This is a genomic window from Rothia sp. SCPM-O-B-18226 (M350) (assembly GCF_058213595.1).
In genome coordinates, this window is record NZ_JBYQJS010000003.1 from 93,909 (window position 1) to 113,655 (window position 19,747).

Below are 19,747 nucleotides of genomic sequence, written 5' to 3' on the forward strand. Positions count from 1 at the left end.
AAAATGTCAGGCGGCTCTCATTGGGGGAGGGGTGCATTGTTAGGTTAAGGTTACTTCCGCATCAACTCGGGGTAAATCGTAATATCGCAAAAAAAATATAACCTAATCCACGTTTATAGGCTGGGAAAAATCTATAAACAGTGTGTCAATAAGCTGTGAATTTACCTGATATCTTGGAAGTAACAGACGAACAAAGCAGTCGGCGAGTACATAGTCGTGACCGGCTCGCAGGGGGGCGCCCGGTGCCCCTTTGCGCCCCGAGCCCGCCGTCTCAGCAGGAGGTTATTCAGTGTTGAATGGTTCTAAGGGAACCCTCTACCGCGGCCGTTGGGGCATGTGGTCCTGGGTTGCTCACCGCATTACCGGTATCGCGATTTTCTTCTTCCTTCTTGTCCACATCCTCGATACCGCCGTCGTGCGCATCTCTCCGGAGGCCTACAACGGTGTGCTGGGCCTGTACAAGAACCCCATCATGGGCCTGGGTGAGACCGCCCTGGTAGCAGCCATCGTCTACCACGCCTTCAACGGTATCCGCATTATCCTCATCGACTTCTGGGGTAAGGCAACCAACGCACACGTGGAGCACATCCAAGCGAAGAACAAGGACGGCAACGTCGAAATCAGTCAGAAGGCAACCTACGTTCACATCAAGATTCTGTGGGTTGTGCTGATTCTCTGGGCACTCACCGTTGCCGGCTTCGCCGCCCGTCACCTGCCGATCGTTTTCTCGCACATGGGAGGTCACTAAACCATGGCTACTCCGCTTAAGCCCCGCACCTACGTACCCCGCCTGCGTGATAACCGCATCGACGGTGTGAAGTACAACCGCTCCTCCTCCAAGCGCAACAACTTTGAGATGTTCGCCTGGCTGGGCATGCGCCTGTCCGGCGTCGTGCTTGTGATTCTTATCTTTGGCCACCTCTTCTCGAACCTGATGGTCGGCGACGGCATCCACGCCATCGACTTCGGCTTCGTGGGTGGCAAGTGGGCCAACCCCTTCTGGCAGGTCTGGGACCTGTTGCTGCTGTGGCTGGCCATGCTGCACGGCACCAACGGCATCCGCGTCATCATCGACGATTACGCCGAGAAGGACCGCCTGCGCGTGTGGCTGAAGGTTATCCTCTTCGCTGCCTCCGCATTTGTCCTGCTGGTTGGTACCCTCACCATCTTCGCGTTTGACCCCTGCCCCTCGGGCGCAGCGGCCAACCTGCTCCCCAGCTTCTGCGCGGCACACTAACGACGACGTAACCGGCAGACAAATTCAAACATCGAAAACACAGAAAGAACATCATGCAGGTACATAAGTACGATGTAGTGATCGTCGGCGCCGGCGGTGCCGGTATGCGTGCCGCTATTGAGGCAGGCCAGCGAGTCCGCACCGCGGTTTTGACCAAGCTTTACCCGACCCGTTCCCACACCGGTGCGGCGCAGGGCGGTATGTGTGCCGCTCTGGCCAACGTCGAGGAGGACAACTGGGAGTGGCACACCTTTGACACCGTCAAGGGTGGCGATTACCTGGTCGATCAGGACGCGGCAGAAATTATGGCTAAGGAAGCCATCGACGCCGTGCTCGACCTGGAGAAGATGGGTCTTCCCTTCAACCGAACCCCCGAGGGCCGCATCGACCAGCGCCGCTTCGGTGGCCACACCCGCGACCACGGTAAGGCTGCCGTGCGCCGCGCATGCTACGCAGCTGACCGTACCGGCCACATGATTCTGCAGACCCTGTACCAGAACTGCGTGCGTCACAACGTTGAGTTCTACAACGAGTTCTACGTGCTCGACCTGATTCTGGTCAAGGACGAAGAGGGTAAGCCCCGTCCCGCCGGCGTTGTCTCCTATGACCTGGCAACCGGCGAGGTGCACGTCTTCCAGGCCAAGTCCGTAATCTTCGCATCCGGCGGTTGCGGCAAGATCTTCAAGACCACTTCCAACGCCCACACCCTCACCGGTGACGGCATGGCCATCGCACTGCGCGCCGGCCTGCCCCTGGAGGACATGGAGTTCGTTCAGTTCCACCCGACCGGCCTGGCAGGCCTGGGCATCCTTGTGACCGAGGGTGCTCGCGGTGAGGGCGGTATTCTCCGTAACGCTGACGGTGAGCGCTTCATGGAGCGCTACGCACCGACCATTAAGGACCTCGCACCCCGCGATATCGTGGCACGAGCCATGGCAAACGAGGTGCGCGAGGGCCGCGGCTGTGGCCCCCACAAGGACTACGTGCTGCTGGACCTGACCCACCTGGAGCCCTCGCACATCGACGAGAAGCTGCCGGATATCACCGAGTTCGCTCGTACCTACCTGGCCGTGGAACCGCACCACCAGCCCATCCCGGTGTTCCCCACCGCGCACTACGCAATGGGTGGTATTCCCACCAACAACGAGACCGAGGTGTACCGCAACAGCGAAGAGACCGTCCCCGGCCTCTACGCAGCCGGTGAGGTTGCCTGCGTGTCCGTGCACGGTGCAAACCGCCTGGGCACCAACTCCCTGCTCGACATCAACGTCTTCGGTAAGCGTGCCGGCCGCAAGGCCGCCGAGTACGCCGCATCCGCCGAGTTCGTTCCCGTTCCGGACGACGCAGCAGATCGCGTGCTGAACATGCTCAACGGCATCCTCGAAGGCAAGGGCACCGAGAAGGTCGGCGCTATCCGCGCAGACCTGCAGAAGGCCATGGAGGCCGACATGCAGGTGTTCCGCACCGAGGAGACCATCCGCGCCGCACTGGCCACCATCGAGAAGCTCGAAGAGCGTTACAAGAACATCTCGATTCAGGACAAGGGCAAGCGCTTCAACCTCGACCTGCTCGAGGCCGTCGAGTTGGGCTTCCTGCTCCAGCTGGCCAAGGTCATGTCCGTCGGTGCGCTGCACCGCAAGGAGTCCCGCGGCGGTCACTACCGCGAGGACTACCCCAAGCGCGATGACGTGAACTTCATGAAGCACTCTATGGTCTACCTCGACCCCGAATCCGAGTTTGAGGGTGTGAAGGGCCTGCGTTTCGACACCAAGCCCGTCGTCTACACCCGTTACGAGCCGAAGGAGCGTAAGTACTAAAATGGCTGAAAACGAACTTCCCGAACCGGAATCCGTCAAGCTATTTGAGGGCATGACCGGCGGCGATTCCGACTCTATCCCCACGTACGACGTGATTATCAAGGTGCGCCGCTACAACCCGGAGGTTTCCTCCGAGGCGTACTGGGACGAGTTCCCGCTGACCATGTACCGCACCGACCGCGTGCTCGACGCCCTGCACAAGATTAAGTGGGAGCTGGACGGTTCCGTTTCCTTCCGCCGTTCTTGTGCACACGGCATCTGCGGCTCGGACGCAATGCGCATCAACGGTCGTAACCGCCTGGCCTGCAAGACCCTGCTCAAGGACCTTGACCTGACCAAGCCGATTACCGTTGAGCCCATCAAGGGTCTGCCCTGCGAGAAGGACCTCATCGTTGACATGGAGCCCTTCTTCCAGGCATACCGTGAAATCATGCCGTTCTTCATCAACGACTCGAACGAGCCTGAGCGTGAGCGTCTGCAGACCATCGAGGACCGTGCACGTTTCGATGACACCACCAAGTGCATCCTGTGTGCAGCATGTACCTCGTCCTGCCCGGTCTTCTGGACCGACGGTCAGTACTTCGGCCCCTCCGCTATCGTGAACGCTCACCGCTTCATCTTCGACTCGCGCGATGATGCAGGCGACCTGCGTCTGGAGATCCTGAACGACAAGGAAGGCGTGTGGCGCTGCCGCACCACCTTCAACTGCACCGAGGCATGCCCCCGTGGCATCCAGATCACCAAGGCTATTGCCGAGGTGAAGCAGGCCATCCTGAGCCGTTCGCTCTAGAACGTTCCTTCTCGGATTCTTGAAGGCCAAACGCCTTCTGCGACAAGCCGTCGCCCCTCACCGGGCGGCGGCTTGTCGCGTGTCCGGGATAGGGGCGGGGAGGGAAGGCAGGGGGAGGAGCACGCCCCGGAACCCCGCAGCCCTCGCCGCCTGTACCTCCGACGAACCTCCGAGCGGTCTTCAAAATCCGTCACAAAGTCACAGACATTCTTAAAGGGCCGGTAACGGCCGGGACGGATAGGTAAACCGTCACCGGGAGGGTTATTCTACTGTGTATGGTTTTTGCTAATTCTCGCTACGATTTGTCCACCCCCGTCTTCGACGATTGGGTGGAGCGCATGATGGGCACCCTCGTGCAATTCCGCCGCGAAGTGCACGCCAACCCCGAGCTTTCCTTCCGCGAGATCGTCACGACCGAGCGCCTCATGAACCGACTGCGAGAAGCCGGCATGAACCCCATCGCCTGCGAAGGCACCGGTTGCTATGTCGACATCGGAGACGGCCCCTTCGCCGCGGCTCTGCGCGCCGATATCGACGCACTGCCCATCGTCGAGCAGACCGAGCTGCCCTACTCCTCCACGGTTCCCGGCGTGATGCACGCCTGCGGCCACGATATTCATCAGACCGTCATGTTGGGCGTGGCGCTGGCGCTACACGAGCTCAACGAGAAGACTCCGTTGGGCCGCAGCATCCGTATCCTCTTCCAGCCGGCCGAGGAACAGCTACCCGGTGGTGCCGTACAGATGATTTCCCAGGGCCTGCTCAAGGACGTTCCGCGTGCTTTCGCCCTGCACTGTGACCCGAAGGTGGACCTCGGCCAAATCGGTACGCGCATCGGTGCGATTACCAGCGCCTCCGACACCGTGAAGATTCACCTGAGCGGCCACGGCGGCCATACCTCCCGACCCCACCTGACCGAGGACCTCATCTACGCGATGAGCCAGATTGCGGTGCAGGTTCCCGCCGTGCTGACCCGCCGCACCGACGTTCGTTCGGGCGTGCTGGTTGCTTGGGGCCAGGTCAGCGCCGGCGTCGCCCCCAACGCGATTCCCGCCGAGGGCTACCTGGCCGGCACTATGCGCTGCCTGGACGTTGAGGTGTGGCGCCAGGCGGGCAACCTGCTGGACGAGGTCATCGAACAGGTCGCCGTTCCCTTCGGCGTGGACGCCCGCGTGGAGCACATCCGCGGCGTGCCCCCGGTTGTGAACACCGACATGGAAACCACCATGCTCGAGAACGCCGCCCGCGCCGAACTGGGCGAGGATTCCATCGTGCTCGTCGAGCAGTCCATGGGTGGCGAGGACTTCGCGTGGATGCTGCAGGAGGTGCCCGGCTCCATGTTCCGACTGGGTACCCGCGCCCCCGGCGACCCCACCTACGACCTGCACCAGGGCGACTACGCCCCGAGTGAGCAGGCCATCGGCATTGGCGTGCGCGTCATGGCCGCAACCGCCCTGCGTGCCGTGCGCTTCGAGCTGGCGAAGGCCGCTAAGGCCGCTAACCCGGTACGAGACGAGGCCCGCTAGGCCCCGGGGTACCGAGCCGCGCATCCCGCGTTCTGCCGGCGTGCGGGTGGCAGGTTGTGTCGTTTCATAGAGTTTCGCCTCGCTATCTGACCGATAGCGAGGCGAAACTCTATGCACACGATAGAATTAAAGAGATTATGAGGACATCAGCGTTGTGCCCGTGAACCCGCGCGTGGTCGCGAGGGAGGTTCGGCGGGCACCGCGCGTATTCACGGCGCACGCCGAAGGAGGACGCCCAATGAGCTTCTTTGGGATCGGTAAGAAGAAGTGGGATGAACAGGCGCGCGAGGCGGAGAGCACCGCGGCACAGGACGGGCACGAGGAAAACAAGCCGTCCCGCGGCTCGGGGCTGAGCGACAAAATTATGGAACAGCAGCAGTGGGAGGATTCCCTGCGCCGTTTCGTAAAGTCGGAGAGCACCCGCCAGAACCGCGACGAGGAACGTTCCGAAGAGCACCGCGCCGTGGAAGATCTGAAGCGCGCACTCCTGCACGATGACGAGGAGACCCCCTCGTTCACCGAGGGCTCCCTTTCGGATGCCGGCAAGACCACCGATGAAGAGGAGCGTCGTAGCATCCTGGAGGCTCTGAACTCCTACCCGCACGAGGACTCCGAGGCCGCCGCGGCTCCCGAAGCCCGCGAGGAGAGCAACGACTCCGAGGCCGTCGAGGACGCCCCGGCTGCTCCTGAAACCCCCGCTTTCCTGCGCGACGATGAGGATGAAACCTCCGAGAAGGCCGAGGGCGACTCCTCCACGAAGGCAGAGCCCTCGACCGACACTGCCGAGGATGCTCGCTCCCAGTTTGAAGAGCACCTGCGCGCCGTCCGCGCGGAGAGCTCCGCGGAGGAAAGCCCGGCTACCTCCGACGTCGACGACACCGACCGTAACGCTGCCGCCGAGGAATACCTCTCGGCTGAGCAGATTCGCGAGGCGCGTACCCGCGCCGCCATCATTGAGGCAAAGAACGCCGGCCTGGACGACCTGGCCGCCGTCTACGCGGCTCGCCTGGGTCTGAATCCGGAGAACGAAGAGGACAGCTTCGAGGAGGTCGAGCAGGCCGAGGATTCCGAGGCCGTTGCCGCTAAGCAGCCTGTCGCAGAGCACTCCGCTTCCGAGCGTTCTACCGAGCCCGAACCCCTCAGCGCCGAGCCTACCCGCTCAGGCGAAAAGACCGAACCTGCGGCGGAGGTACTTGTGAGCGAGACGGTTGCGGTAGAGGAGCTTTCCGAGCCTGCCGAGCCTTCTAACGAATCCGAGGAGAAGCTCGAGGTTGCTAAGGACGAGGCAAAGAAGGACACCGAGGACCCCGCATCCGAGCCGGGATCCGACGAAGCCGCCTCCGCCGAGCAGAAGCTGAGCGCCGATGACGCCGAGCTTGTGGCCGAATCCATTGTGCTCACCGCCCCCGCAGAGGGTGCCGCGGACCTCCCCGTCCTCGGCGAGCAGCGCGCCCTCCACTCGCTGACTGAGCTCATGCGCACCCGCGGTTCGGGAACCCTGAGCCTGGAGCTGCGCCAGGTGGATGAGGACATGCACTACCGCCTGCTGCACCGCGGTCGCGAGGTCGAGAACGGCATCGTGCTGCCCGGCGTTGACTGGTTTGCGCCCGTCGCAGCCCTGTACACCGAGGCCCAGGAAGCCGGCGCGACCTGGAACCGCGCGGCTGTGACCCTGAACCCGCGCCTGGGCGAGGGCCTGGAGGTGCACGCCTCCTACCTGGGTGCCGTAGATGGGCAGACCACCCACGAGAGCTTCCTGCTCGAAACCCCCGCCCGCGAGGAGACCTCGGTTGTGGCTACCGCTGAGGCGGCTGAGGCAGCCGAAGCTCACCAGGCTGAAGCACCCGAGGCTGAGGCAGCGGAGGCTGAGGCATCCGAGTCCGGCGATTCCCCGAAGGTTGAGTCCGAGACCCCCGCAGCTGAGGCTCAGCCCTCCGAGGAAGTCCGCGAGGAACAGGCTCCCGAGCAGGTCGAGCGTCAGAGCGCTCCTGCGGGCCTCGCCGTTGCCGGCGCTGCCGTGACCGGTGCCGCCGCGCTCGCCGCCTCGGCCTCCGAATCGGGCGAAGCCTCGGTCGCCGAGCCCGAGTACGAGCACGACTACGATAACGACCCGATTTTCGGTACCTCCAACTCGCAGGACGCCGAGGCTACTTCCGCACAGCCGGAGCAGCCCGAGGTTTCTGAGGCTGACGAGGACACCGAGCCCGTGCACGCCCAGCCCGATGCCGCTGAGGCTGAGGATGCTGAGGCCGAGGCCGTCGACCACGGCGAAGAGATGGAAGCCGCCCTGGCCGCTATCGTCGCCAACGCCCAGGAGAAGCTGGACGAGCCGCAGGAACCCGAGGAAACCTCCACCGAGGCTGCCGCGTTCGTCTCCGTCGAGGAGCCCGCGGCACCGGTCGAGGCTCCTGCCGCTGAGGCCTCCGGCGCTGAGGCTTCCAACGCTGAGTCTTCCGCCGCGGAATCCTCCGCTCACGAGGCTCCCGCCGAAAAGGGTGAAAAGACCGCTGAGGAGGTAGCATCCACCGAGGCTGAGCCCGAACTGCCCACCTTCCTGAACGACCACGAGTTGGTGCCCGCCGACGAAGCAGAGGAACCCTCGAAGACCGCGAAGGCAGAGGAACCCGAACCCGCCCAGGTCCGTTCCGAGGAACCTGCAAAGGCGGAGGCCCCGGCGCCCGCCGTCACCGGTGCGCTCGCCGCGGCAGCGGCCGTGGCCGCCGGTGGCGCCGTAGCATCCGCGGCATCCGTTGCTTCTTCGGCAGCGACCTCTGCCCCCTCGACCCCGGTCCTGAGCGAGCTCAACGAGTTGCCCACCGTCGCCGAGGAGCCGGATACCCCCGCATCCCAGCCGGTGAGCCCGCTGGTTCCTTCCGAAACTCAGCTGGCCGAGGGCAACCTCGTGCTGACCGAGGCCCAGGTCGCCCAGCGTCTGGCCCCGGTCGTCGAGCACCTCTTCGGCGAGAACGGCACCGCGAAGGACGCCACGACCGTGCTGATTCGCGTGCGTGCGCTCGGCTCGTACTACGACGCCCTGACCCACGTGCGACGCAACGGCTTCTGGGAGCAGGCACGCACCTTCGAGCTGATTCCCGAAACCCTGCTCGATATTCCCGCTCTGAAGACCGACTCGTACAGCGAGGGTGAGGGCTCGCCGCTGGCCATGAGCCTCACCTTCACCCCCGGCGTGCCGGTACAGGCTGCGTTCGGCTATGCGAACGAGCAGGCCTTCGTCAGCTACCCGCGCCCGCTGGATGCTGAACGCTACGTGGAGGAGCTGCGCATGTTCCCGCGTCTGGGCTCGAAGATCCCGGCGCACATGACGAGCGCCCTGTCGCACTGGAACCTCTAAAACCATTTGAGTCGCGCCGCGCCGGCTCCCCGTGTGGGGATCGGCGCGGCGCGCTGTATTCACACTTTCGATGAGGAAGACCGCTATGACTGATACCCCCGCCACTCCCGATTTGCCCGCCACCCGGAGCAGCGAAGACACCGCCCGTCGAGCCGGAGAGGCCTTCGAGACGCTCGTTGAGACGATGGCCCGCCTGCGCGCTCCCGGAGGTTGCCCCTGGGACGCCGAGCAGACCCACGCCTCCCTGATTCGTTACCTCGTGGAGGAATCCTACGAGGTCGTCGAGGCGGTCGAAACCGGCGGCGAGCCCAACATGCCGCTACTGCGTGAAGAGCTCGGCGATGTGCTGCTGCAGGTCGTGTTCCACTCCGACATCGCCGCGGCAAACCCGCAGGGCTTCGACATCGTGCAGGTGGTTGAGGGTCTTGTGCAGAAGCTTCGTGCGCGCCACCCCGACGTGTTCGCGGCTGAGTCCGAGAACTCTTCGGAGGCGCCCCGTACCGCTGCTGAGCAGCAGGCGGCGTGGGATGCGTTGAAGAAGAAGGAGAAGAGCGACCGCGGCGCGCTGGACGGTATTCCGCCGCATCTGCCGGCGCTCGCCATGGCTGAGAAAGCCGCCTCGAAGGCACGGAAGGCCGGCATCATTCTGCCCCCGGAGCCCACGAGCATGGACGACGACCTGCGTTATATGCACACCGAGGAGGAGTTCGGCGAGCTTTTGTTCGCGCTGGTCTGCCGCGCTCAGCGCAACGGCCTGGACGCTGAGCGTGCCCTGCGTTCGTACACTCGCCGCTATATTGCGCAGCATACGCATGATGAGCCGCGCTATTAACCGTGGGTGACGCCCCGCCGGTTGGGGTCGTGTTGTGCTTTGGGATACATCCCACACGCGCGGTCGGCAGGGGAGTGGGGGCTCTCTGCACGTCGATTGCCGCGTCCTGTAGGGCTACTAAGGGTTCCATACACCTTCACTAAGGGGTCTAAAAAAGCGGTGGCTACTAGTGTGTTTGTGTGGGAGTTTTGCTAAAATTTAGGGGACGCGACGCGCCACGACCGGGTGTGTCGTTCACATCCTTGACGTCTCATAAGGAGAACAATCCATGGCTGTTATTACCGCAGTTCACGCACGCCAGATCCTGGATTCCCGCGGCAACCCGACCGTTGAGGTCGAGGTTCTGCTCGAAGACGGTGCATTCGCACGCGCAGCTGTGCCCTCGGGCGCATCCACCGGTGAGTGGGAGGCTGTTGAGCGCCGCGACGGCGACAAGTCCGTATACCTGGGCAAGGGTGTTCTGGGCGCAGTGAAGTCTGTTATCGAAGAAATCGCTGAAGAGGTCATCGGCATCGAGGCTTCCGACCAGCGCGCTGTTGACGCAGCCATGATTGCTCTGGACGGCACCAACAACAAGGGCAAGCTGGGCGCCAACGCTATCCTGGGCGTCTCCCTGGCCGTGGCCAAGGCTGCTGCTGAGTCTGCAGACCTGCCCCTGTACAAGTACCTCGGCGGCCCGAACGCCCACGTTCTGCCCGTCCCCATGATGAACATCCTCAACGGTGGTTCTCACGCAGACTCCAACGTTGACATCCAGGAGTTCATGATTGCTCCCATCGGCTTCGACACCTACTCCGAGGCTCTGCGCGCAGGCGTTGAGGTTTACCACTCCCTGAAGTCCGTGCTGCACGACCGCGGTCTGGCAACCGGCCTGGGCGACGAGGGTGGCTTCGCACCCAACCTGGAGTCCAACGCAGCTGCACTGGACCTGATCGTTGAGGCAATCGAGAAGGCTGGCTACAAGCCGGGCGAGCAGGTTGCACTGGCTCTGGACGTTGCTTCCTCCGAGTTCTACAACGACGGAGCATACGACTTCGAGGGTCAGAAGAAGTCCGCAGCCGAGATGAGCGCATACTACGCTGACCTGGTTGCTAAGTACCCGCTGGTTTCCATCGAGGATCCGCTGGACGAGAACGACTGGGAGGGCTACAAGACCCTGACCGAGCAGATCGGTGACAAGGTCCAGATCGTTGGTGACGACCTGTTCGTGACCAACCCCGAGCGCCTGGCTCGCGGCATCAAGGAGGGCGCTGCTAACGCTCTGCTGGTGAAGGTGAACCAGATCGGTTCGCTGACCGAGACCCTGGACGCAATGGAGCTGGCTCAGCGCCACGAGTACCGTTGCATGGTTTCTCACCGTTCCGGTGAGACCGAGGACGTCACCATCGCCGACCTGGCTGTTGCAACCAACGCAGGCCAGATCAAGACCGGTGCTCCCGCACGTTCCGAGCGCGTTGCTAAGTACAACCAGCTGCTGCGCATCGAGGAAGAGCTGGGCGACGCAGCTGTCTACGCTGGCAAGTCCGCATTCCCCCGCTTCAAGGCATAAGCTACTGAAGCATGTGACCGCGTGAGCGGTTAGCTCTCAAGGAGGCGGCGCTACCCCAATCGGGGTGGCGCCGCCTCCGGCCGTACCCGGGAGAGCACCCGTTACCCGGGTAGCGCAGAAAGCCCTGGAGCCCCTCGAAATAGGCCAGGAAACAGTCCCGGGAGGAGCGCTCAGGCGGGTACACAAACCCGGGTAGAATAGGTAGAAGCGCACCGCTGTAGGAACAACGATGGGGGAGAGAACTAATGAGCCAGCGAGCAGACGAGCAGACCCGGCGTAACGCAACGGGTCGCACCTCGGCTGAGGACCGCGGCACCGCTCAAACCTCCACCGATTCCCAGAAACCCTCGGCGGCCCGCCAGGCCGGCACCTCCCTGCTGAAGAAGGCCAGCGCGCTCTTCTTCGGTGTGGGCCTCAACCGCCGTCACCCCGAACGCGAACGCGCGGAGCAGGCCCGCCGGCAGGAGCGCGCGCGGCGCCGTGCCCGTCGGCAGAACGGTGAAGATGAAGGCTACGCCACGCCCGTGGCCGCCCACATGTTCTCCGGGCGAAGCTTCCTGATGACCGTTATGGTGGGCGTGATTGCCCTTGGCACCGCATACCCGGTGCTGACCTACATGGATCAGGACCGGGAAATGAACCGAATCCACACCCACATCTCGCAGCTGCAGCAGGAGAACGCCCAGCTGAAGGCCGAACAGACCTGGTGGAACGACGATAACTACGTGCGCCAGCAGGCCCGCAGCCGCCTCTACTACGTCAACCCCGGGGATACTCCCTACGTGGTCACCGGCATCACCGACGACTCCTCGAAGGCTGACAAGACCTCCGCAAACGCAAAGAATGCCCCCGAGGACGCCTGGACCACCAAGATCTGGGACTCCCTCGAAAAGAACTAAAACCGCGCCGAGCGGCTGGCCGAGAGGCTCGCCGCGCAGACCGGCGACCCGCCACGAACCCACGACCCTAACGTTCCCGGACCGCACGAGCGGACGGGACAGGAATAAGGACTATGAGCACCGAAAACACCATTGAGGACCTGAAGAACCGTACCCCCGGCGGTTTCGGCGTGACCGTTGAAACCCTGAAGCCCACCGAGCAGGACATCCGTGTTCTCTCCGCACAGCTGGGCCGCAAGGTGCGCGACGTGGTCGAGATTCCCGCCCGCTGCGTGTGCGGCAACCCGCTGGTCGCCGCCACCGCACCCCGCCTGAGCAACGGCACCCCCTTCCCGACCGTGTTCTACCTGGCGCACCCGGTCATCACCGCCGCCGCATCCCGCCTGGAGGCTGGCGGCCTCATGTACGAGATGACCGACGCCCTCGCCGAGGATGCCGAACTGGCCGCTGCCTACGCCGCAGCCCACAAGAATTACCTGGCCGAGCGTGAGCGCATCCGCCTGATCAGCGGTACCGACGAGGTTCCCGAGATTGACGGCATCTCGGCCGGCGGCATGCCGACCCGTGTGAAGTGCCTGCACGCCGTCATCGGCCACACCCTGTCGGTGGGTCGCGGCGTGAACCCGATGGGTGACCGCGGCCTGGACGCTATCGCAGAATGGTGGACCCCCGAGGCATGCTCCTGCGACCCCGCCTGGCGCGAGGAAGCCTAAATACTGATTTCGATGCGCCCGCACCGTCGCCCGTGACGGCGCGGGCGCATAATAGATAGAAAGAGCGCCGAGAAGCGAAAACAGCTTCGCCTGCGGCGCTCGCGTTGCCTTGGGCAGCGAACGATGATGACGATAGTCCTGAAAGGAACCCACCGTGCGCGTTGGAGCGATTGACTGCGGTACGAACTCTATCCGTCTGCTGATTGCCGATTCCACCACTGAGGTGGTGGACGGGGTCGAGAAGACCGTCCTGAAGGACGTTGTGCGCGAGATGCGCATCGTGCGTCTGGGCCAGGGCGTGGATGCGACCGGCTGGCTGGCGCAGGAGGCCCTGGACCGCACCTTCGCGGCGGCTCGCGAGTACGCCGTACTGCTGCGTGACCACGACGTGGACTCGGTGCGTTTCGTGGCGACCAGCGCAACCCGCGATGCGGGCAACCGCAACGTCTTCGTGAACGGCATCCGCGACATCCTGGGCATTGAGCCCGAGGTGATTAGCGGCGACGAGGAAGCCGCGCTCTCCTTCGCGGGTGCCGTGCGCGCCGTGGGTGCAGGCGACGGCGACACCCTGGTGTTCGACCTGGGCGGTGGCTCCACCGAATTCGTGCTGGGGGATGAGTCGGGCGTGAAGGCTTCCCGTAGCGTCAACATCGGTTGCGTGCGCCTGACCGAGCGTCACATGGTGAACGCGCCGGCGACCGAATCGCAGATTGCCCGCGTTGAGGCAGACACCGACGAAGCTCTTGACGTGGCCCGCAAGACCGTCCCCCTGCAGAACGCCCGCCGCGTGGTGGCCGTGGCCGGTACCGCGACGACGATTGCGGCGGCCGCCCTGGGCCTGGACCGCTACGATTCCGAGGCCATTAACGCGCAGACCTTCTCCATCGAGACCGTTCAGAAGACTTCCCGCTGGCTGGCTTCCCTGGACCGTGCCGAGCGCGAGGCCCTGGGCTACATGCATCCGGGCCGGGTGGACGTGATTGGTGCCGGTGCAACGATTTACGCCCGCATCCTGACTCGCCTGAACGAGCTGACTGACGGCGCGGTGGATTCGGTGACGGTGAGCGAGCACGACATCCTGGACGGCATCGCGCTGTCCCAGCTGTAGCCCGTTACCTTGGCAAAAATCCGTCCCGATGTCGGGCCGGAAATCCTAACGGCCGACCCGCGCGGTGCGGGTCGGCCGGCCTGTATTGTCTAGCTGAGCTTGCCTCACCAGGTGAGTTTGCGTCGTTCAGTTGAGGAGAAACGAATGGATCGGTTTGCGCGTGCCGCGCGGTGCATCCGTCGCCCCCTGGGTGTTCTGCGTTCGGCGGGCCTGAACCCGGTGCGCTCGCGTGCGGCCGGGTCGCTGGCCTCTGCCGCCCTGCTGACCCTGTTGCCGCTGGGTCCGGCCTCGTGGCTGACCGCGGCCAACGCGACCGATCCCAGCTCCTCGGCCACGGCCTCTCCGAGCCCGAAGAGGGAGGTGACGGCCACCCCCTCGCCGTCGGGCACGGCGGTGCCGAAGAGCACGGCCGCCCCGAGCCAGGGTGCGGATACCGCCAACGGCGACGATGTGCGCCACCGCGAGTACTGGCTGAACGAGTACGGCATTACCTCGCTGTGGTCGCAGGCCACGGGTAAGGGCGTGACGGTTGCCGTGATTGACACGGGTGTGGACGGGAACCACCCGGATTTGGCGGGCAACGTGCTGCGCGGTACCGATGTCTCGGGTGTGGGCAGCGAGGACGGCTGGCAGGGCCTGGGCGCGGAGCCGATGCACGGCACGGAGGTCGCCTCGCTGATTGCCGGCCACGGCCATGATACTCAAGGGTACTCCGCGATTGCGGGTCAGCCGGGTAAGCCGACCGGCATGATTGGCGTGGCCCCGGATGCGAAGATCCTGCCGATTTCGCTGAACATGGGTACGACCGGCGGTAAGAGCATCGACGAGCAGATTCCTGCCGCGGTGCGCTACGCGGTCGACCACGGCGCACAGATTATCAACATGTCGATTGGCTCGAATAAGACGAGCTGGCCGCAGAGCTGGGATGACGCTTTCGCCTACGCCGAGCAGAAGGGCGTGCTGATTGTGGCGGCGGCGGGTAACCGCGGTAGCGGCCTGACTCAGGTGGGTGCTCCCGCGACGATTCCGGGCGTGCTGACGGTCGGCGGCGTGGACCGAAAGAAGCAGGTTTCTGAAGGCTCGTCGACGCAGGGTATTTCGATTGCCGTGGTTGCTCCGAGCACCGACATGATTGCGGCGGCCCCGGGCAACGGGTACATGCTGTGGTCGGGCTCTTCTGCGGCGGCCCCCCTGGTGACGGGCGTGGCGGCGCTGTTAAAGCAGAAGTACCCGCAGGAGTCTGCGGCTCAGCTGGCCCAGCGTTTGATTGCCTCAGCCGATGACGAGGGCGCTACGGGTCGTGACCCGCTGTACGGGTACGGCGTGTTCAACCCACAGGACGCTATGGCTCTGCCCGCGCCCACGGTGACGGCGAATCCGCTGGGTTCGATGTCGGAGTGGATTGCGGTGCACCGCAAGCACCAGGTGAGTGCACCGTCGCCCAGCGATTCCGCGCCCGTGCACGAAGAGGGCGAGAACATCGTGAAGCAGGCGGCCCCGGACGCGAGCCGCCCGCCGGAGGACCGCGGCTGGTTGCCGCCGGTCATTGTGGGCGCGCTCCTGGTGTGGGTCACGATTATTACCGCCGGTGCGGTGCATCGTCTGCACCGGATGCACGTGCGGGCAGGCGACGCGGCCCGTCAGGTGGGGACCGCGGTGCGCGAGCAGGCGCATCACGCGGCGGAGCACGTGCCGCATCCGCATCACCAGCCTCACCGGCGCGGCGGTTCGTCGTCGTAGCGAGGGACGGCCCCGCGGGATTGCACTTTTTGCGGGGTGGGGGAGCGGCTAATGCCGGTCCGTTATATTTCTTGCCTTAGCCCGTTCGCGAACGGCTGAGTTTCTGCTGGCCGCGGTGATTCTCTCTCATGGCGGTACCTGATGGGTTCAAACGCACCCAATCGTAACGAAAAATTCGAACGTTGAACGAAAAAATGGAAAGGGTTCGCCTAACCGTAAGTGCCTTATCTTGTGTGAACCTCGTTCAAGCCTCGAAACTTTTGGCTTAGGTGTGCCCTCGAGAGGGCATAAATGCGATTTCACCTAAACAAAAGGCGTAAAATATATGGTGAACCAGGTATGTAACAGACAGGCTCGTGCCGCTAGCCACTTCGCGTTGCGTAAGGACTTCCAGGGCGAGCCGCTTCGTTTGTTAGGAAAGCTTTCGGAACGAGCCGGAGGCTACGCATACCACCCTACCGGGATGAGAACTCCCGGTACCTGAGACTAGGAAGTAACTAACATGGCATTCACTAAGGTGGCACAGGACCGTCCCCGCGTCCTGATTGTCGGTGGTGGCTACGTCGGCTTCACCGTTGCTAAGAAGATTCAGAAGGCTATCAAGGAGACCGGTGGCGTCGTCACCATCGTCGAGCCGAACCCCTACATGACCTACCAGCCCTTCCTCCCCGAGGTTGCGGCAGGTTCCATGGAAGGCCGTAACGCAACCGTGCCGCTGCGTCAGCACCTGCGCGACACCGAGCTGATTCCCGGCCGTGTTGTCTCCATCGACCATGCAAACCGCACTGCCGTCGTTGAGCCCACCGATAATGGCGAGCCCTTCGAGCTGAAGTACGACGAGATCGTGCTGGGCGCCGGTGCCGTGACCCGTGCCTTCCCGATTCCGGGTCTGGCAGACGTGGCCATCGGCATGAAGACCATCGAAGAGGCCGTCTCGGTTCGTAACTGGGTTCTGGACCGCATCGAGGTCGCATCCCTGCTGACCGACGCTGAGGCTCGTCGTCGCGCCCTGACCTTCGTGATCGTGGGCGGTGGCTTCGCCGGTATCGAGACCATCTCCGAGCTCGAGGACATGGCACGCGTGGCTGTCGAGCGTAACGAGCGCCTGTCTGTCTCCGATCTGCACTTCGTGCTGATTGAGGCCGCACCGCGCATCATGCCCGAGGTCCCCGCAGACCGCGCCGAGAAGGTTGTCGCAGAGCTGCGCGCCCGCGGCATCGAGGTTCTGCTCAACACCTCCCTGGCTGACGCAACCGACGGCAACCTGCAGCTGATCAACATGGCTGACAAGTCCCCCGCCGGCGAGATCTCCACCGACACCCTGGTCTGGACCGCAGGTGTGGCAGCGTCCCCGATGCTGAAGAAAACCGACTTCCCGATTGACGAGCGCGGCCGCGTGCGCGTGAGCGCCGACCTGCGCGTCACCGGTGATGACGGCGTGGTTGAGGGCGCATGGGCTGCAGGCGATAACGCTGCTGTTCCGGACCTCTCCGGCGGCGGCGTGGGCGGCTTCTGCGTCCCCAACGCTCAGCACGCTTCCCGCCAGGCTGTTGTTCTGGCTAAGAACCTGCTGGCTGCTCGCCGCGGCGAGCCCCTGACCGACTACTACCACGAGACCATCGGTGTTGTGGCAGGTCTGGGCCTGTGGAAGGGCGTTGCAAACTTCAAGGGCAAGACCATTGGTGGCCCGCTGGCTTGGATGATGCACCGCGGCTACCACGGTTCCGCAATCCCCACCGCCGAGCGTACCGTTCGCGTTATGACCACCTGGGCTCTGAACCAGATTTTCGGTCGCGACACCTCCTCGATTCGCCACCAGCGCTCCCCGCGCCTGGCATTCCAGGAAGCAACCGGTACCGCTCCCGCACCGCACAAGGCAAAGCTCTAAACCGAGCTGGCCGATAGCCGGTGAGGCCGCTTAGGCCTTGGACGTGAAACGGGCGGCGCCGAGGACTTCGGTCTTCGGTGCCGCCCTTCGCTGTATTCACGGTGTTTCCCAGGGGTGGCATTTCGTCATCCAACCTGCCCCCGCCTCGGGCGAGAGCCGGTGCGGGCTATTGGGTACCGAGGAGCGGATATGCGTTACCCGGGATTCGTGGAATAATGGTGTTCTATGTTTGGTGTGCACCAAACGAGCCCCCATAGTCCAATTGGCAGAGACAGAGGACTTAAAATCCTTGTGTTCTGGGTTCGAGTCCCAGTGGGGGCACTCGTCGGCCGTCAAACGGTGACGCGTACAGGGCGGCGGTCCATTCCCCGAGGGGAAATGGACCGCCGCCCTTCGCCGTAGCACTGCCGCTATAGCCTCGATGCGGAGGCAGAACAACGTTCCGGATAAAGAGACGATGCCCCCGACCCATACTATCGGGGGCATCGTCGAGCACGCGGCGGTGCTCTCTTCACCGCGGGTAGATAAGGGCCGCGCGCTGCCGGAATCAGCGCGGCCCGGCGGTGAAGCCTGGTTCGACTACCGGTGATTGGTTGCCCGTGCGGGGCACCGAGTCGGAGGTCGAAAGTCTATCTGTGGACGCTACTTGCGGCGTGCGAAGAGCGCGTCGATGGAGAATTTGCCGGCGCCGGTGAAGAAGAAGGCTGCTGCGATTGCGGCAAGGGTGAGAACGTATTCGTAGCCGCCCTTGGAAGCGGAGAAACCTGCCGCGAGGTGGACGAAAATGAGGGCGCCGCTCATGGATACTACAGATGCTGCTGCCGCGATGCGGGTGCCCGCACCCAGGATAATCATGGTGCCGCCGAGTAGTTCGGTTGCCATGGCGAAGTATGCCGCTGCGGCTGCCATGGGGATGCCCATCTGCTCGAAGGATGCGACGGTACCCGCGGGGGTCCATTCGAATGCCTTCTGGATGCCGTGCATAATCATGACGAAGCCGAAGACGAGGCGGAGGATAAGTAGGCCGGCGGATTTCATGGTGTCGTTGTTCATGCCTTTAAGTTTGACAAGTAAAGTTTTACACTTCAAGTAAATTCAGTCCATAGCGGAAAAGGGTGTAAAAAGTGGTGAAAAACAGGGCTAAAAAGTGACTTGCATCCCAAAAAGAGGGGTTTTAGATGACGTTTTGTGACGGCGCTCAATACATAAAACCTCCTCTCGGCGGCTTCCGGAACCCCAAAAACATGAGACCCTTAAAGGAGCACAGCCGTAGGCGCACCCGCCCTGAACGGGATAGCAGAGCCAGAAAGGCATAACATGCAGACTCAGCCCTCTCTCATCGCCGTCGATATGGATGGCACCTTCCTCACCGACGCGAAGACCTTCGATACCGAACGCTTCTCCGCGATTCTCGATCGCCTGGATGCGCGCGGTATTCGATTCGTGGTGGCCAGCGGCAACACCTACGCCAAGCTGCAGGATTACATGCGCGGCTTTGAGAACCGAGGCCTCATCTACATTGCCGAGAACGGCGCTTACCTGGCAGACGATAGCGGCCAGCTGGCGGTGCACCCCTTCCGAGAGGAAGACGTTCCCGCCATCTACGAAGTGCTGGATGGGCTAAAGCAGATTGGCTTACTCGTATGCACCACCGAAGGAATCTTCCTACCGAAGGATCGCCGCGAACAGATTGTGCACGTCATCCGTAATTACTTTGAGGACACGGGCCAGAGTATTCCCGATACCCTGACTCTGGAGGACTTCGCGGGGTTCTTCTTTCCCGGTGCGATTCTGGTTGACTCCATTGAGGAGGTTCACGGGGCACCCATTAAGTTCCCGCTGCTGACCCCTCCGGCGCAGACCCAAAGCATTAACGCGCATCTGCGCGAGGTGCTGCCCGAGGGTGTGACCCCGCTGGTTAGCGGCTTCGGGGCAATCGACCTGGTTCGCACGGGCGTGAATAAGGCGACGGGTCTGCAGGATCTCTGTGAGCGATTCGGCTACAGCCCCGAAGGAATCCTCGCCTTCGGCGACGGCGAGAATGATAGCCGGATGCTTAGCTTCGCCGGACACGGTGTGGCCACGGGGAATGCCGCGCCGAGTGTGAAGGAGCTGGCCGATGAGGTGATTGGCACGAACGAGGAGCAGGCCGTTCTGAGCTATCTGGAAGACTTGCTGGATGCGCTGGATGCGCGTGACGCCTCCTAGCATCTCTCGCCGGCCTCTTACGAAAGTCTGGTGTCTGCGCGGAGTCGCGCTATGTGAGACTATGCCGTGCTCAGAACGAACAGAAGCG

At 63.4% G+C, this 19,747-nt stretch carries 15 protein-coding genes and 1 tRNA gene; 15 read left to right on the forward strand and 1 reads right to left on the reverse strand.

From position 1 onward, the window contains the following. Window positions 1-289: 289 nt before the first annotated feature. From sdhC to AC3E6W_RS06045, 14 genes are all read left to right on the forward strand, one after another. The gene (gene sdhC / locus AC3E6W_RS05980) at window positions 290-748 is read left to right on the forward strand and encodes a succinate dehydrogenase, cytochrome b556 subunit (RefSeq protein WP_083298867.1); all 459 of its coding nucleotides are present in this window, start codon (window positions 290-292) and stop codon (window positions 746-748) included. A gap of 3 nt (window positions 749-751) precedes the next feature. Then, complete coding sequence (locus AC3E6W_RS05985; RefSeq protein ID WP_049333054.1) at window positions 752-1,237, forward strand: succinate dehydrogenase hydrophobic membrane anchor subunit; 486 nt, start codon at window positions 752-754, stop codon at window positions 1,235-1,237. Window positions 1,238-1,290: 53 nt separating this feature from the next. Continuing rightward, window positions 1,291-3,054, forward strand: a complete 1,764-nt coding sequence (sdhA, locus tag AC3E6W_RS05990; RefSeq protein WP_049342923.1) for a succinate dehydrogenase flavoprotein subunit — start codon at window positions 1,291-1,293, stop codon at window positions 3,052-3,054. A gap of 1 nt (window position 3,055) precedes the next feature. Further along, on the forward strand, window positions 3,056-3,844 hold the full coding sequence (locus AC3E6W_RS05995; protein ID WP_049342924.1) for a succinate dehydrogenase iron-sulfur subunit: 789 nt from the start codon (window positions 3,056-3,058) through the stop codon (window positions 3,842-3,844). A gap of 275 nt (window positions 3,845-4,119) precedes the next feature. Continuing rightward, a complete protein-coding gene (locus AC3E6W_RS06000) occupies window positions 4,120-5,370 on the forward strand; it encodes an amidohydrolase (RefSeq protein ID WP_490652584.1) in 1,251 nt (416 codons plus the stop codon). Between the two features lie 238 nt (window positions 5,371-5,608). Then, the gene (locus AC3E6W_RS06005) at window positions 5,609-8,722 is read left to right on the forward strand and encodes an ornithinee aminotransferase (protein ID WP_490652585.1); all 3,114 of its coding nucleotides are present in this window, start codon (window positions 5,609-5,611) and stop codon (window positions 8,720-8,722) included. 85 nt (window positions 8,723-8,807) lie between these two features. After that, entirely contained in the window at window positions 8,808-9,554 is a 747-nt protein-coding gene (locus AC3E6W_RS06010) for a MazG nucleotide pyrophosphohydrolase domain-containing protein (protein WP_490652586.1), read from the forward strand. Window positions 9,555-9,822: 268 nt separating this feature from the next. Then, window positions 9,823-11,103, forward strand: a complete 1,281-nt coding sequence (gene eno / locus AC3E6W_RS06015) for a phosphopyruvate hydratase (protein WP_070681259.1) — start codon at window positions 9,823-9,825, stop codon at window positions 11,101-11,103. Window positions 11,104-11,348: 245 nt separating this feature from the next. Continuing rightward, on the forward strand, window positions 11,349-12,002 hold the full coding sequence (locus tag AC3E6W_RS06020) for a septum formation initiator family protein (RefSeq protein WP_490652587.1): 654 nt from the start codon (window positions 11,349-11,351) through the stop codon (window positions 12,000-12,002). Window positions 12,003-12,115: 113 nt separating this feature from the next. After that, window positions 12,116-12,715, forward strand: a complete 600-nt coding sequence (locus AC3E6W_RS06025) for a DUF501 domain-containing protein (RefSeq protein ID WP_490652588.1) — start codon at window positions 12,116-12,118, stop codon at window positions 12,713-12,715. 154 nt (window positions 12,716-12,869) lie between these two features. Beyond that, entirely contained in the window at window positions 12,870-13,823 is a 954-nt protein-coding gene (locus AC3E6W_RS06030) for a Ppx/GppA phosphatase family protein (protein ID WP_070648848.1), read from the forward strand. Between the two features lie 144 nt (window positions 13,824-13,967). After that, window positions 13,968-15,563: a S8 family peptidase gene (locus AC3E6W_RS06035; RefSeq protein ID WP_490652589.1), complete on the forward strand. Its 1,596-nt coding sequence runs from the start codon at window positions 13,968-13,970 to the stop codon at window positions 15,561-15,563. A 502-nt stretch (window positions 15,564-16,065) separates the two neighbouring features. Further along, entirely contained in the window at window positions 16,066-17,451 is a 1,386-nt protein-coding gene (locus AC3E6W_RS06040; protein ID WP_294647347.1) for an NAD(P)/FAD-dependent oxidoreductase, read from the forward strand. Window positions 17,452-17,698: 247 nt separating this feature from the next. Then, window positions 17,699-17,772: transfer RNA gene (locus AC3E6W_RS06045), tRNA-Leu, on the forward strand. Window positions 17,773-18,093: 321 nt separating this feature from the next. Here the strand turns inward: AC3E6W_RS06045 and AC3E6W_RS06050 are convergent. Then, complete coding sequence (locus AC3E6W_RS06050) at window positions 18,094-18,504, reverse strand: DoxX family protein (RefSeq protein ID WP_049342929.1); 411 nt, start codon at window positions 18,502-18,504, stop codon at window positions 18,094-18,096. Window positions 18,505-18,768: 264 nt separating this feature from the next. Between AC3E6W_RS06050 and AC3E6W_RS06055 the strand changes: the two genes are divergently transcribed. Beyond that, complete coding sequence (locus tag AC3E6W_RS06055; RefSeq protein WP_490652590.1) at window positions 18,769-19,659, forward strand: Cof-type HAD-IIB family hydrolase; 891 nt, start codon at window positions 18,769-18,771, stop codon at window positions 19,657-19,659. Window positions 19,660-19,747 lie beyond the last annotated feature (88 nt).

Bases quoted from the DNA above. Each gene is read 5' to 3' on its own strand.
- AC3E6W_RS05985 (WP_049333054.1), top strand. From the start codon at position 752: ATGGCTACTCCGCTTAAGCCCCGCACCTACGTACCCCGCCTGCGTGAT.
- sdhA (WP_049342923.1), top strand. From the start codon at position 1,291: ATGCAGGTACATAAGTACGATGTAGTGATCGTCGGCGCCGGCGGTGCC.
- AC3E6W_RS05995 (WP_049342924.1), top strand. From the start codon at position 3,056: ATGGCTGAAAACGAACTTCCCGAACCGGAATCCGTCAAGCTATTTGAG.
- AC3E6W_RS06000 (WP_490652584.1), top strand. From the start codon at position 4,120: ATGGTTTTTGCTAATTCTCGCTACGATTTGTCCACCCCCGTCTTCGAC.
- AC3E6W_RS06005 (WP_490652585.1), top strand. From the start codon at position 5,609: ATGAGCTTCTTTGGGATCGGTAAGAAGAAGTGGGATGAACAGGCGCGC.
- AC3E6W_RS06010 (WP_490652586.1), top strand. From the start codon at position 8,808: ATGACTGATACCCCCGCCACTCCCGATTTGCCCGCCACCCGGAGCAGC.
- eno (WP_070681259.1), top strand. From the start codon at position 9,823: ATGGCTGTTATTACCGCAGTTCACGCACGCCAGATCCTGGATTCCCGC.
- AC3E6W_RS06020 (WP_490652587.1), top strand. From the start codon at position 11,349: ATGAGCCAGCGAGCAGACGAGCAGACCCGGCGTAACGCAACGGGTCGC.
- AC3E6W_RS06025 (WP_490652588.1), top strand. From the start codon at position 12,116: ATGAGCACCGAAAACACCATTGAGGACCTGAAGAACCGTACCCCCGGC.
- AC3E6W_RS06035 (WP_490652589.1), top strand. From the start codon at position 13,968: ATGGATCGGTTTGCGCGTGCCGCGCGGTGCATCCGTCGCCCCCTGGGT.
- AC3E6W_RS06040 (WP_294647347.1), top strand. From the start codon at position 16,066: ATGGCATTCACTAAGGTGGCACAGGACCGTCCCCGCGTCCTGATTGTC.
- AC3E6W_RS06050 (WP_049342929.1), bottom strand. From the start codon at position 18,504: ATGAACAACGACACCATGAAATCCGCCGGCCTACTTATCCTCCGCCTC.
- AC3E6W_RS06055 (WP_490652590.1), top strand. From the start codon at position 18,769: ATGCAGACTCAGCCCTCTCTCATCGCCGTCGATATGGATGGCACCTTC.